The sequence below is a fragment of the Arthrobacter globiformis genome (assembly GCF_003261175.1).
Taxonomy (GTDB): domain Bacteria; phylum Actinomycetota; class Actinomycetes; order Actinomycetales; family Micrococcaceae; genus Arthrobacter; species Arthrobacter globiformis_A.
This window is the reverse complement of record NZ_QLNP01000038.1, coordinates 24807-38715: the sequence shown is the minus strand read 5'-3', so window position 1 is coordinate 38715 and position 13909 is coordinate 24807. Positions and strand designations below refer to the sequence as shown.

The 13909-nt window shown below is 67.0% G+C and carries 11 protein-coding genes; 3 read left to right on the top strand and 8 right to left on the bottom strand.

Annotation, left to right across the window (positions count from 1 at the left end):
• The first annotated feature begins 4 nt into the window (after positions 1-4).
• Complete coding sequence (locus DBZ45_RS03270) at positions 5-1159, top strand: acetate kinase (protein ID WP_111902535.1); 1155 nt, start codon at positions 5-7, stop codon at positions 1157-1159.
• A 71-nt stretch (positions 1160-1230) separates the two neighbouring features.
• Here DBZ45_RS03270 and DBZ45_RS03265 read toward each other — a convergent pair whose 3' ends face one another.
• Genes DBZ45_RS03265 through DBZ45_RS03255 form a run of 3 tightly spaced genes read right to left on the bottom strand, consistent with a single transcriptional unit; the run spans position 1231 to position 4240 of the window.
• Positions 1231-2766: a putative bifunctional diguanylate cyclase/phosphodiesterase gene (locus tag DBZ45_RS03265; RefSeq protein WP_111902534.1), complete on the bottom strand. Its 1536-nt coding sequence runs from the start codon at positions 2764-2766 to the stop codon at positions 1231-1233.
• Entirely contained in the window at positions 2756-3172 is a 417-nt protein-coding gene (locus DBZ45_RS03260; protein ID WP_146617434.1) for a DUF7793 family protein, read from the bottom strand. Before DBZ45_RS03260 ends, DBZ45_RS03265 begins: the two co-directional genes overlap by 11 nt.
• Complete coding sequence (locus tag DBZ45_RS03255; RefSeq protein ID WP_223256897.1) at positions 3173-4240, bottom strand: hypothetical protein; 1068 nt, start codon at positions 4238-4240, stop codon at positions 3173-3175.
• A 211-nt stretch (positions 4241-4451) separates the two neighbouring features.
• Here DBZ45_RS03255 and DBZ45_RS22810 point away from each other — a divergent pair, with 211 nt between their 5' ends.
• Positions 4452-4610 carry a hypothetical protein gene (locus DBZ45_RS22810; protein WP_190242984.1) on the top strand — a complete coding sequence of 53 codons (159 nt, stop codon included), beginning with the start codon at positions 4452-4454 and terminating at the stop codon, positions 4608-4610.
• Between the two features lie 73 nt (positions 4611-4683).
• On the opposite strand, the gene DBZ45_RS03250 is transcribed toward DBZ45_RS22810, so the two are convergent.
• Positions 4684-6402, bottom strand: coding sequence for an ATP-binding response regulator (locus DBZ45_RS03250; protein WP_111902531.1), 1719 nt, complete (start codon positions 6400-6402; stop codon positions 4684-4686).
• A 134-nt stretch (positions 6403-6536) separates the two neighbouring features.
• Here DBZ45_RS03250 and DBZ45_RS03245 point away from each other — a divergent pair, with 134 nt between their 5' ends.
• Entirely contained in the window at positions 6537-6911 is a 375-nt protein-coding gene (locus tag DBZ45_RS03245) for a DUF7793 family protein (RefSeq protein WP_111902530.1), read from the top strand.
• A gap of 44 nt (positions 6912-6955) precedes the next feature.
• Here DBZ45_RS03245 and DBZ45_RS03240 read toward each other — a convergent pair whose 3' ends face one another.
• The 4 genes from DBZ45_RS03240 to DBZ45_RS03225 form a co-directional block, all read right to left on the bottom strand.
• Positions 6956-7762, bottom strand: a complete 807-nt coding sequence (locus tag DBZ45_RS03240) for a class I SAM-dependent methyltransferase (RefSeq protein ID WP_111902529.1) — start codon at positions 7760-7762, stop codon at positions 6956-6958.
• Positions 7763-7941: 179 nt separating this feature from the next.
• Positions 7942-10557: a hypothetical protein gene (locus DBZ45_RS03235; RefSeq protein WP_111902528.1), complete on the bottom strand. Its 2616-nt coding sequence runs from the start codon at positions 10555-10557 to the stop codon at positions 7942-7944.
• Positions 10558-10564: 7 nt separating this feature from the next.
• A complete protein-coding gene (locus DBZ45_RS03230) occupies positions 10565-11350 on the bottom strand; it encodes a peptidoglycan-binding protein (protein WP_223256896.1) in 786 nt (261 codons plus the stop codon).
• 196 nt (positions 11351-11546) lie between these two features.
• The gene (locus DBZ45_RS03225) at positions 11547-13787 is read right to left on the bottom strand and encodes a S9 family peptidase (protein ID WP_111902527.1); all 2241 of its coding nucleotides are present in this window, start codon (positions 13785-13787) and stop codon (positions 11547-11549) included.
• Between the last annotated feature and the right edge of the window lie 122 nt (positions 13788-13909).

The window sequence follows — 13909 nt, the reverse complement described above, 5'->3', positions numbered from 1 at the left end:
CCCCATGCTCGTGCTCGTCATCAACTCCGGCTCGTCCTCGCTCAAGTACCAGGTGCGCGACGTCGCCGAAGGCAGCGTCCTCACCGAGGGACTGATCGAGCGGATCGGGGTGTCCAACGGCGGCCAGGGCGACGGTGAGGTGGTGGGCCCGGCGGACCATGCTGAAGCCCTCGAGCAGGTGGACGCGGCCATTCATGAGGTGCTGGGCGAGCGGCAGCTGGACGCGGTGGGGCACCGGGTGGTGCACGGCGGCGAGCGGTTCGGCGCGCCGGTGCTGATCGACAACGAGATCACCCGCGCCATCGAGCGGCTCAACCCGCTGGCGCCGCTGCACAACCCCGCCAACGTGCTGGGGATCCGCGCCATCACCAGGAAGTGGCCGGACATGCCGCAGGTGGCCGTGTTCGACACCGCCTTCCACCGCAGCCTGCCCGAGCACGCCTGGCGCTACGCCGTTCCCGACGAGCTCTACACCAACCACGGGATCCGCCGGTACGGCTTCCACGGGACCTCGCACGAATATGTCACGAACCGGGCTGCCGCGCTGCTGGACATCCCGGTGGAGGAGTTCGACGGCGTGATCGCCCACCTGGGCAACGGCGCATCCATCACGGCGATCCGGGGCGGCAAGTCCGTGGACACGTCGATGGGCTTCACGCCGCTGGAGGGCCTGGTCATGGGCACCCGCTCAGGCGACCTGGACCCGTCCATTCTGGTGTTCCTGGCCCGCACCGGCTGGAACGCCGAGGACCTCGATTCGATGCTCAACCGGGAGTCTGGGCTCAAGGGGCTGGCCGGCAACAACGACATGCGTTCGGTGGTGGAGGCGGCCGAGTCCGGTGATTCCCGCGCGGCCACCGCGCTGGCGGTCACCTCCTACCGGCTGGCCAAGTACATCGGCGGCTACCACGTGGCGGTCGGCGGGGCCCAGGCGCTGGTGTTCACCGCCGGGATCGGCGAGAACTCGCACCAGTTCCGTGCCCTGGTGGGGGAGAAGCTGGGGGCGCTGGGCATCGAACTCGACGCCGGGCTGAACAGTGAGCGGTCCAAGGAACCCCGCGTGATTTCCACGAAGGCATCCGGGATCCCCGTGCTGGTGGTGCCCACGGACGAAGAGCGCGCCATCGCCGAGGCAACGGCCGCCGTCGTCGGAGGCTAGGCGCTCGTCCATTGCTCCGTAGATGCCCTTATGAGCCTTCAAAACGGCATCTACGGAGCAACCGATGGGGATCAGCCTGGCCAGACGTCCTGCCTGGCCAGGCGCTCGGTGAACTCGGCAACGGGGAGAGGGCGGCTGAAGTAGTAGCCCTGCCCGCTGATGCAGCCCGTGCTGCGGAGGTGCTCGGCCTGCTCCGCGTTCTCGACGCCCTCCCACACGGCCTCAAGCCCGCAGGCCCGGATGAGCTGGAGGATGGCGGCGATCAGGGCCGGCTGCGCGGGGTCGCTGCCGAGGGCAGTGAGCAGCGTCCGGTCCACCTTGACCCGGTCCACGGGCAGGCGCCGGAGGTAGCTGATGGACGAGTACCCGGTGCCGAAGTCGTCGATCTCCAGGCCCACGCCTAGCTTCCGGAGGCTGGCGAGCGTGTACCTGTCGAGCTCGTTGCCTTGGATAATCGCGCCTTCGGTGAGCTCCAGGACCAGGAGCGACGGTTCGAGGTCCGCGGCGGTGAGCGCTTCCCGGACGTCCTCGATGAATTGGAGCCGCTGAAGGTCTGCCGCCGTAATGTTGATGCGCATATCGAAGTTGTGCCGGCGGGTTGCGGGAGACGATCTCCAGAGCCGGAGCTGCTCCACCGCATTCTTCAGCACCCAGTTGCCGAGCTCCGAGATGAGCCCGGTTTCCTCGGCGATGGGGATGAATTCGTCCGGCATGATCAAGCCGCGCTTGGGGTGTTTCCAGCGGACCAGTGCCTCCACGCCTTCAATTTTGCCCGAGGCAAGTTCGATGACCGGCTGGTAGTACAGCACCAGCTGGTCGTTGGAGATAGCCTCGCGCAGTTCCCCCACCAGCTGGTTGCGGAGCTGCCGGGCATGCAGCATGGCCGGTTCGAACACACGCAGCTTGTTGCGGCCATCGGCCTTGGAGGCGTACATCGCGATGTCCGCCTCAATCAGCAGTTCCTCCGACGTCTCGCCGGGATCCGCAATCCGAAGCCCCAGGCTCGCGCCGCATCGGATGGTCTTGCCGTCCACTTGAAGGGTTCCGTTGAGCGAATCCAGGATCCGGTTTCCGACGGCGGCTGCCTTGGCCGGCGTGGTGGCAGGGAGCAGGACGGCGAACTCGTCGCCGCCCAGCCGGGCCACCATGTCGCCGTCGCGCACGCACGAGCGGATCCGTGCGCCGACCGTTGCCAGCACCTGGTCGCCCATCGAGTGGCCGTACGAATCATTGATGCTCTTGAAGGCGTCCAGGTCCAGCAGCAGCAACGCTGGCGGAAGCCCGCCGTCGGCCACCTCTGCCTGGGCCGCGTTGACGGCGCTGACCAGCGCCGACCGGTTGTAGAGTCCCGTCAGGGCATCGGTGAGCGCCATCTGCTGCAGCTCTTCGTGCGCCGCGTTGAGCATGCGCGTGCGCAAGTCCACGCGCTCCTCGAGCTCCTGGTAGATGATCTGCAGGTCCTCGGCGAGCAGGTTGGTGCCCATGATCACCGCGTCCAGCTCGTCCCTGGCCTCGGAGATTTCAATGCGCGAGTGGAGTTCCCCGGCTGCCAGGCGGACGATTCCGTCGAGCAGCTTCCCCAGCCGGGGATCGTCGTTAGAGAACATGGTCAAGGCGGCTCAACCAGTTGAGGGCGTCGTTCTCGTCGCTGAAATAACGGGCTGGCACGGAGCTGAATTCGCCGCCCAGCAGAAAGTGCCCCAGCAGCCTGTCCACCGGCGAGTCGCCCAAAATCGCCCAAGCGGATACCGACGGGATCGCTGCATAGGCAGCCCGTGCCGCGCGGGTCACGGAGGCCACTCCCGTCAGTTCAAGTACGACGGCGACCCTCCGGTCTCCCGCCAGCTCGCCGAGGCGGCTGTGCAGTTGGGCGGCCGCAGCCTCGTTTAGGTGCGTGCCGGGCGGGAGGACCGCCTTGACGGCAAGGTCGGGCAACACGGTGAAGACGGCAGCGGCGGGGGGAGCCCCGGGCTCCAGCGGCGCGGCACCGGGAAACACTCTGGCTTCTGGCATTTACCCCCCCTGGAGAAATTGCTGTTGGCTCCGGTCCGAAGGCTCCGCTGAGGCGATGAAACCACGGACGGTGGCGCTACGCTCCGGTGCAGCAGCTGTATCGAACAGCGTAGCGGCATCGTCAAGCATCTGCAGCGATTCCGGTTCGTGTCCCTGCGCCATCAGTGCCTTGCCCAGGATGAAGGTAGCTTCCGCCGCGGTCTGGGTGGCAAGGATGGGGAACTTGCTGCGGAGCGGAGTCAGGAGGCTGATTGCCGTCTCCATGTCCCCGGTGAGGAAGCACCAGTGGGCACGGACCAGGGACATCTCAAGGATGTCCCGTTCGCTGCCGCCCACCACTTCGGTGGCAAGTTCGGCGCGTTCGATGCAGCGCAGCGTTGCGGCGTCAGCCAGTTTGGCCTGCAGGCGCATTTCCGCGGAGGCGCGGTTGAAGCGGGCCCACAGGGCGACGTCCTGCGAAGGGGAGAGTTTGCCCGCGGCCAGGTCGTGGTAACGGCCGGCTTCACTGACCCGGTTGCTGAGGAACGCGACGTTGCCAATAACCCAGTAGGCCTTGCCGGCCGTATCTTCGTCCACGTGGTCGGTGAGCAGGGACTCCAGGTCCATGCACTCCTGCCAGGCGTCCTCGAGCCGGCCACTTTCCGCGAGGGCGGCGATCAGGGCCTGCTGGGCATGGATGTGCAGGTAGACGTTCTCGAAGTCGCCGGCCACCAGGCCGGCTGCGGTGGAGGCAGCATCCACTGCCTCGTGGAGCCGGCCAAGGCCCTGCAGCGAATGCGCCAGCAGCATTGCGGCCCGGGCACCCAGGTCGGGGGCCGAACCCGCAACCGGATGGGCTGCGAGTTCCGCGGCGAGCTTCTGGCACTCCTGCATGGCGCCTTGGTCCCGCAGGCATTCGGCCTGCAGCAGCACCATCTTCCACCAGCGCAGCTCGTCACCGGCCTCCCGGGCCAGTTCCGCGGCGTGCCCGGCCTGGTCGTGTCCGGCGGTGTAGTCCCGCCGCTTCCAGCTTTCGCGCGCGGCCAGCTCTGCAATCACGAAGGGGGACAGGTCACGCTGCATAGGCATGCTCCCAATTATCCACAATCCAGTCCACGGGAGGACGGGGTACGAGGCAGAACAACGCTTATTACGGCAAATGCAAGAACGGGCGGAAAAAACATGGCAAATCCTTCGGAATTGACAGGATTTGACTTGACCAAACCTTGATCTGATGACCGTATACTGTCGCCCGTAATGTGCATTCGGTTTACAGCTACAACGACGAAGGGGACAGCGGATGAAGAAACTTGCCGCAACACTTGTTATGACCGGCATCCTTGCAGTTGCAGGCTTCGCCGCTCCTGCCAACGCGGCGCCGAAGGAGAAGGACACCACCACGTCCTCCTCTTCGAACTCCGAGGTCAATTACGCCAGCGTCGGCTGGTGGCCCCACTAGGATTGGCCCCTGGCCAAGCGGATCCGCGAAAGCCGCCCCGGACCTTCACGGCCGGGGCGGCTTTCGTTTGGCCTCAGCCGGTTGATTCGTCGCCGGGCGTGGGCCCCCCGGGCCCTGCGTCGTCGTTCTCGCCGCCGTCCTCGGCCGGGGGCCCGTCGACCGGAAGGGTCACGGATACGGTGGTTCCCTTGCCCAGAACGGACGAAAGATCCAGTGTGCCGCCATGGCGGCGGACGATGTCCTGTGCGATGGCGAGTCCCAGGCCGCTGCCCGGGATGGCCGCAGAGGAAGCATTGGATGCCCGGTAGAAACGCGTGAACACCTGGGCGATTTCCTGATCGGGAATCCCCACCCCCGTGTCCGTGATGCTGACGGCGGCGCACGGGCTCCCGCCCGCGGAGTCAGCGGACATGAAGGTGATGCTGATCCGGCCGCCATGGGGCGTGAACTTGATGGCGTTCGCCACGATGTTGGTGAAGACCTGCTCCAGCTGGGCCTCGTCGGCCTGGACCTTGACGTCCTCGTGCGAGTCGGCGCCGGAGATGGTGACGTTCCGCGACTCGGCGAGCGGGCGCAATGCAGCCACGACGATCCGCAGGACCTGGCCGAGCTCCACCTGCTTGAGGCTCAGGGTGCCGGGGGTGTCCTGCTGGGAGACCGTAAGCATGTCCTCGATCAGCCGTCGGAGGCGGTCGGAGTTCCGCGAGATGACGTCCATCATGGATTCGATGCCCGCGGGAACTGGGCCGCCGGCTCCATCGCGGATCATGTCGAGGTAGGCCGTGATGGACGTGAGCGGCGTGCGGAGCTCGTGGTTGACCGTGGCCAGGAAGTCTGTCTTGGCCTTGTCCAGTTCCCGGAGCTGCTGCAGCACCTGCAACTGGGCGCTGATCAGGTGGCCCTGGATGAGGCTGTGGGCGAGGTTGCCGGCGACGTGCTGGATGAGGGCGATCTCGGCCCTGGTCCAGTCGCGGGGTCCCGCCACCTGCGCTATCCAGACGATGCCCAAGGCCGTCTCGCCTTCTCCCACCGGCAGGGCAACCGACGCGCGCACCGGGCCCAGGCCGGACCACTCCCGCAATCCCTCGGCCAGTGCTGCCGATTGTTCCGTCTGGTGGTCCGGAACCGCGAGGGCCTCGGCCGCCGACCACAGCGACGTCGTCTGCTCCCGGGCAGCTTCCTCGAAGGAACCGAGCGTGTCCGGCAGCTTGGAGTGGCCGGGTAGGCACCACTGGGCGCTGATCCTGGGCACGCGCGAATCCTGGAAGGTGGTGAACCAGACATGGTCCACCCCAAGGGATTCCCCGAAGCCGCGGACCAAGTGCCCCGCCATCTGCTGGGGGCTGTTGGTGCCGCGGATGGCGGCCGAGACGTTCCGGAGGCTTTCACGCAGGAACTCGGCTTCAGCCCGGATGCGGCGGCGTTCCCGGGCCCGGCCAATCAGCGTTTCCACCCGGTGGGTCAGCTCACGGGCGGCTGCGTCGTAGGAGATGTAGTCGGCGATGCCCCAAGGTTCGAGCTGGGCCAGGTCGAAGTCGCCGGCGAGGTCAACCAGCAGCAGCACCGGGGTGCCCTCCCACGCGTACCCGTCCGTCAGTTCGGTATCAAGAAGTACGACGGCGGCGCTGTTGCCTTCCAGAGCGCCGGCGAGTGATGTGGCGTCGGGCGCTTTGCGTACGGAAAAACCCGCTTCGGTGAGGACCGACGCCACGGCGTCCAGGCGGGCAGCATCGGTGAGCGCGACCACCGCCTCGCGAGGTACGGAGGCAGACTCCGCCGGTGCCTGGACCATGTGCCCCCTGTGTTGCGAGTGCCTCTTGAGGCTACCGTGACTTTGGACTCACATTATCAGTCCGCGGAGCGTTGGCCGCGTACGGAATGGCTGTACCTTGATACTTGTCCCCTTACCCACCGCGGAGGTTTGATTTGGATTCCCACAGCACGGGCCGGCACACGCTGTTCGACTTGGAATTGGATCCCGAACAGCTCCTTCGGCTGACCTGGGCGCGGAACGCCAGCATTAACGAGGCCGATGCCGAGGCTGCCATGGAGAGGGTGAACCTCCTTTGCGGTCAGAACCGGCATCCCATGCTCGTGGACATGGCCACGACTGCCGATGTGAGCCGTGGCGCGCGTGCCGTCTTCGGCCGTCCGTGCCAGGCCTCAAGGATCGCGCTGCTCGGTTCGTCTCCGGTGGACCGGGTGCTGGCCAACTTCTTCCTGGGCATCAGCAAGCTCCCGTGCCCCACGAGGTTTTTCACGTCCGAGGCTGACGCCCTCGCCTGGCTGAAGCTCAGGTAGCCCCAAGTCCTGCCCGGCGGTCCTCCGGCGGCTCCCTCACGCCCTCAGCGCGCCTGGAGCACGGCGAAATAGCCCGGGATTTGTTCCGGCCGGTCAACGGACGTGAGGGGCCGGGTTTCAATGGTGACCGGGCCGTCTTCCACTACATCCCACCGGGCCTCCGGAAAGGCCCGCCTGCGTTGCTCGGCACCGAAGCGGCCCGGGATGGGCAGGGCGCGGATGGCTTTTTCCAAAGGGCCGGGGATTGAGTGCAGCGTCGCGCCAAGATGGCTGACGTACTGGATGGGATTTCCGCGGAAGTTGGTCTCGGACAGGAACACGCGGCCGCGTTTGCCCACGAGCGTATGCAACTGTCCGGCCAACGCGGCCTGGGAAGGCCGTTTCAGCACGTGGAAGACGCCCCGGATAAAGATGTTGGCTTCACCGGAGAATCCGGCTGCGGCCAGCGCGACGGCCACGGTACGGGTGCCCGCGGGGGCTGTCATGTCGGCCGCGACGTAGGAGACCCGCTCCAGTCCTTCAGATTCGGCGGCCGCACGGGAGACTGCGTTGGCTGAGACGTCCACCCCCAGAACATACGGAAAGTAGGCGACAAGCGCGCGGCTGAAAACCCCGCTGCCGCACCCGACATCGACGATGGGAATGTTGGGGTCCAGCTGCCGCGTCAGGTGCTCCAGATACGCCTGCAGCTCGTGGTCACTGCCGGAATCCCACAGCACGTCGCCGCGGGCGCCAGTGGCACCGACCCGGCCCCAGTACTGGTCCCAGGCCACACGGGGGTCTTTTGGCGCGTTGGAGGACAGCTTCGCCAGTTTCGGGAGGAGCAGGTATTTCTTGAGCGCCGATAGCATCTTTTTAATATATGTTGCCTGGGACACATCGCCGTTCAGCAGGAGCCCTGTGGCCCGCGCTCGGCATTTCGCTGCTTAGACCGTTGTCCCACGTCTCTCAGCTCCGCTGATCACCAAAAGTGGCCGCCTGGCCGGGGTCTCAGGCGGCCACTTTCGGTAATTCGACGACTTGCCGGGGGCTACGGGCCTGCCGTGTCCTGCGTCGGTGACGCGGGCGCCGCGCTGGCAGGAGCCGTAGCCGCCGGGTCCAGGGCCCCACCTGTGGGGGCTGGGGCGGGGACCGGCGTCGTGCCCGTTCCCGGTGCGGGAACGGCGGGGTCCGCCGTCGGTCCTGGCGGCGGCGCACCCGACGACTGCGCACCTGGCGACTGCACACTTGGCGACTGCACACCTGACGACGCCGTTTGGTCCGGCGTCCCTGGCTGGGATCCCGGGCCCGGGGCAGACCCGCCACTGGCTCCGGGCGACGGCGATGATCCCTGCGACGGAGCGGTGCCGGTTTGGGGCTTGGCGCTAGGGTCGGTCCGGATGATCTCCATGAGCTGTTCCTTGTAGGCGCTTAACCGTCCCTCGATCTCGGACAGGGGAACGCCCTGCAGGGTCCGTCCGAACTCGGCGATCTCCTGCCACAGAGCGTCGAGCCGGGCCATGCCGTCCGTGCTGAGCGGCCCGTCAAGGGTGAGCACCAGCTGGCTGGCCAGGGCGTACGTCAGGCACCGGACGCAGTTGTAGTTCGCGGCGGCGGAGAGGTTCTCGGGCACCACAACGTCCGCCTGGCCCACGATCAGGACCACCTGGAACCCGACAGCCACCGCCGCGCAGTCCGTGCAACTGGCGAAGGCGTAGGCCTCGTTGCGGGTGTCCACCGGCCCGTCGTCGGCCCATACCAGCGCGAACGCGACGTCGTAGCTAACGGAGCCGTTGGCCGTGTTCACGGCGAGGGCCTGGTTGCCGTCCTTCTCCGGGGCCGGGGGCTTGTCGAACGGAAAGACCCACGACGGTGGCGTGGCGTCACCGGTTGCAGTACCCGGACTTTGGTCTGTGTCCGGCGGCGGCTGGCTCTGGTCTTTGCCCGGGTCCGTTTGGCCGGGCGCGGAAGCGGGTGCTGCGCCCTGTCTCGGCACGAGCACCAGGCTGAGTTGCGGCTGCTCCCGCGTGGGCAGTTTCGTGCCGTCCGGCCAGAGGGCCACTGTCTGTCCCGTCCGGCCTTCGTGAAGTGTGCCGTCGCTACCAGCCAGGACGGGATAGACGGCGGCCGTGGCATCGGCGAGCGTCCCGCGTTCGTAGGGCTGCACCGGGCGGTAGGTGTCGGGCAGCGGCCACCACGCCCACGCGAGCCCGGCGGCGACGGCGCCCACCGCTGCCAAGGCGGTGGCCCGCTGCAGCGGCCTGCCCCGGGTTTTGGTCCAGAGCCCCGTGAGGAGTTGCCGCGCCAACCGGAGCAGCATGTACACCAGGCCCACCACGGGAAGGGCGACGGCGGCAATCGCCAGCACGCGCACGGCACCGTCAGCAAAGTTTCCACTCGCAAGGCTTCCGGACAGAAGGGCCTGCTGATGCTGCAGGCTCGCCCATGCCGTGCCCAGGAGCCGCGGGAAGGAGACGACCATCAGCACCAAGCTGAGCAGCAGCAGGGGGACGGTGACCAGGACCCAGACCGTGATGACGGCGCGCGCCCACGGTTTGAGGGCCTGCGCCTCGGGTTCAGGCTTGCCCCAGCGCCAGGGCAGGAGCCCAAGCAGCGTGGGGCGGATCCGCTGGAAGAGGTCGGGCACTCCCGTGGCGTCGGCCAGGATGTGGTAGCCGTCGAAGCGGACCAGGGGAAGGAGCTGGCGCACCATCTGCAGGATCTGCGTGAGCACCACCAGGAGCAGCGCATCGAAACCTGTGGCCCACCAGACACCCATGGTGGCGATCGCGACGATGGCGTTGAAGTACAGCCCGCCCATATCTGTGCGCAGCCTGCCGCCACGCCCTAGCCGGTAGGAGTCGGTGACGTCCGTGTAGAAGGCTGGCCAGACGAGGTACAGCCCGGCACCCATCGCGCCGGGCGTGGCGCCGCCGCGGCGTGCTGCCGCGGCGTGGCCGAATTCGTGAAAACCGGCCGACAGCACCGTGACGGCGAAAATCAGCAGGAGCAGCCACGGGTTCGCGAAGGCGTCGTGCGTGGCGGAGGCCAGCCCTTTGACCATCAGGACCCACCAGCACGAGGCCAGGAAGCCTGCGGCGACAACTGCCACGATCAGCGGATTAAACAGCACAGCGAACGGTGCCGTCAGCTTCCGGGTGCGCTCCGGGTCCGTGACGGTGTACCGGAACCGCATGCCCAGCAGGGGATTCGATCGGCGGACCTCCGGCTGTGACCCGTCCGCCAGCTGCAGCAGGCCGAGCGGCAGCAGTTGTCCCTCGATCAGCGTCCTGACATTGTCTCCGGTGATGAGCCGGCCGGACTGCGTGCTGGCCACCTCCGCGATCCCATCCATGCCCCGGACACCGTCGATGGCTTCGAGAACGTGAAAAAGCAGCCGGGTGAGCTGGATGGTCTGGCCGTCGGCGCGGCGGACCAGCGACGGGGCCTCCCGGTAGCCGGATCCCTTGGCCTCGCCGATGAGCTGGATTCCCTCCGCCCGTACGGGCACCTCGCCGTTTGCGTCAGGGCTGATGACGGCGGCGGCGCGGGCTCCCCGGGCGGGGGACTCACCTGCCGCCGTCAGCCCTGGTGAGGGAGCCGGTGGCGGTGTGCGGGAGACCGGCGGGCCGTCCACGCCGGACGGCCCGCTGTGTTTGGCGCTCATTCAGGAACTACTGCTGCAGATCAGACTGCTGATCTGCCGATGCGGTTGCCTCGCCGTCGATGTCCTGCGTGATGATGGCGTCCTGCTGGGCCACGGCGAAGGCGTCGCTGTCGATCGAGCCGATGTTGGCTGCAACTGCGGCGTCGATGGGCGCGGCAACGTTGGCGTTCGCGGCCACGGCGCCGTTGATCGGGGCGGCGATGTCGGCGTCGGCCGCGAGATCCACGTTGACATTGAGCAGGTCTCCGTCGAGGGCATCGGCCGGATCGACGGGAAGGGCGCCGACGCCTGTGCCGTCCGGAAGCGTGCCATCGGGGATGGTGCCGTCCGGCAGGGTTCCGTCGGGCAGGGCAGCGGTGCCGGCAGTTCCTGCACCGGCTGCTCCGGCCGCCTCGGTGCCTGTTGCGGCCGTACCTGTGCCCGCGGCATCTGCGGTTCCGCCGTCGGCACTCCCACCGTCAACACCTGACCCCTGCGTGATGGTGCTGTCCTGCGCGGAGTCTGCCGTGGCATCCGCCGTGATTCCCTGGTCGATGATGACACCCTGGTCGGCGAGGGCCTGTGACTCCGAGCCGAAGGACAGGATGTTGGCCGAGGCCGCTGCGTCAATCGGCGCTGCGACGTTGGCGTTGGCCGCCACGGCGAGGTCAATCGGCGCGGCGGCGCTGATGCCCAGGTCGAGGTCGGCGTTCAGGTCGAGTACGGACGCCACTTCTTTATCCGGAAGGGCAGTGCCCGCCTGCGCATTGAGTTCGTCGTCGGAAAGCGGGGTCAATCCCTGTTCATGGCTCACGCTATGCTCCAGTTCCGGCGTCGGATTCCCCGCCCCCAGCGGACAGGTGCACCGAGCCCGTATGCCCGTCAATAGTAAGCAGGATTACTAATTTCTGGAAACCTCAGCGCAGGCAAGAACCCTCGAAACCCCACCCATTGCTCCGAAGATGCCCTTCTGAGCGTTCAAAAAGGCACTTCCGGAGCCAATGGATCGGCTATTTGAGCCCCGCGCCGGGCAGCAGTTCAGTGGCCGCGAGCGAATCCGCAATGAAGCCGTAGTCCCAGGCCCGCTCGCGCCACTGCACATAGCGGCCGGAGGCCCCGCCGTGGCCGCCGTCCATTTCAATCTTCATGAGGATCGGCTCGCTGCCTGTGGTCTTGTTCCGCAGTTCCTGCACCCACTTGGCCGGCTCCACGTAGAGCACGCGGGTGTCGTTGAAGGACGTCACCGCCGCGATCTTCGGATAAGCCACCTCGCGGACATTCTCGTACGGCGTGTACGACTTCATGTACTCATACACCGCGGGATCGGTGATCGGGTTGCCCCATTCCTCCCACTCAAGGGCCGACAGGGGCAGTTCCGGGTCCAGAATGCTGGTGAGGGGATCAACAAATGGAACCTGCGCCACGATGGCGGTGTACTTCTCCGGGGCGAGGTTGGCCACCGCGCCCATGAGCAGGCCGCCCGCGGATCCGCCCAGCGCGGCGATCCGGTCCGGTGCCACCCAGCCGGACTGCGCCAACCAGTCTGTGGCTGCAATGAAGTCCGTGAACGTGTTTTTCTTGCTGAGCTTCTTGCCGTCCTCGTACCAGTGCCGGCCGAGTTCGCCGCCGCCGCGGATGTGGGCGATGACGAACACAACCCCGCGGTCCAGCAGCGAGAGCCGGGCGATGCCGAAGCCCGGGTCCATGCTCAGCTCATACGAACCGTAGCCATAGACCAGGCCGGCCGCCGTCGAGTCCTGCTTGACGGCTTTGTGCCGCAGCACAGACAGGGGGACACGGGTGCCGTCGGCGGCCTCGGCCCACTCCCGCGTGGCCACGTAATCTGAGCCGTCGTAGCCGCCCAGCACCGGGCTTTCCTTGCGCAGCAGAAGTTCGCCCGCCGGCAGATCTGCGGTAGGCAGGACGAAATCGTATACGCGCGACGGCGTGAAGTAGGACGTGTAGCCCAGCCGGATGACGGGAGCTTCGTAGTCGGAGCCGCCCACCCCCGAGGTGTACAGTTCCTCGTCGAATGCAGGCTCCACCGGAGCCTGCTGGGCGGACGTGCCCAGCCCGGACAGAGGCATCACCTGGACGCGCTCAATGGTGTCCTTCCGGATCGAGACCACGAGGTGGGTGGCGGTGACCCCCGCCCCGTTGACCCGGACGTCGTCGGAATGCTCGACGACGGTGCTCCAGTGCTGCTCGGCTAGCGGCTTGGACAGCTCCGCCGGGTCCACCAAGGAGACCATCGAGTTCACGGCGTTGCGGTTGTGGGTGATGAGGATGCGTTCGGATTTCTGCCCGTCCGGGCCCTCGAGCAGGAACGGTTCGGCCTCGTAAAGCACGCGTTCGTTGCGGGAGATGACGGTGGACAGGCTGCCGTCAGGATCGTCAAAGCGCAGCAGGCGCGTTTCGCTGTACTCGGAGCAGCCGATCCCCAGCACGAGATGGCGCCGGTCCGACGAGAGTTCAAAGCCCAGCCACATGGCGGCGTCGTCCTCCTGGTAAATCACCTCATCGTCGGCGACGGGAGTGCCCAGGATGTGGGACTTGACCTGGTACGGCCGCCAGGAATCATCCACGACGGTGTAGAAGATGCGGGTGCCGTCAGGGGAGAAGGAAACCCCGTAGAAGACGTTCTCGATGATGTCCGGCAGCAGGTCGCCGGTCCGCAGGTCCTTGATCCGCAGGGTGAACCGCTCGTCGCCGGAGTTGTCCACGGCGTAGGCGTACAGGTTTCCGTCGATGGTGACGGCGGTGCCGCCCACGGAGAAGAAGGGCTTGCCTTCGGCTTCCACGTTGCCGTCCAGCAGGACTTCCTCGCCGGGGATCTCGACGCCGGCCTCCACCGCCGGCGGTGTCCAGTCCGCTACCGGATTGCCGGTGTTTTGGGCGCGGACCCGGCACTGGATGCCGTACTCCTTGCCCTCGACGGACCGGCTGAAGTACCACCAGCCGTCCTTGCGGTTGGGAACGGACAGGTCTGTCTCTTTAGTACGGCCCTTGATCTCCTGGAAGATGGCCTCGCGCAGCGGTTCCTGGTGGGCCGTGAGGGCTTCCTGGTAGGCGTTCTCTGCCTTCAGGTGCGCCACGACCTCCTCGGACTCCTTGTCCCGCAGCCACTCATACTGGTCCAGGAAGGTATCCCCGTGGTGCGTGCGCTCGGCCGGCACCCTCTTGGCGACGGGCGGCCGGGGCGTGGCAGCGGCGGAGGAGCTTGCGGGTTGCTGCAGCGGAGTGTGGGTCATTTCCTCAATATATAGAGCCGCTCTGACATTTGGGCCGCCGTTCGCTACCGGGGGAGAGGCTGCCCTTTTGGCGCTCCCCGCATGCCTGCCGGGCCCTGTCCCCGCTCCGGCGCCCGGCGTAT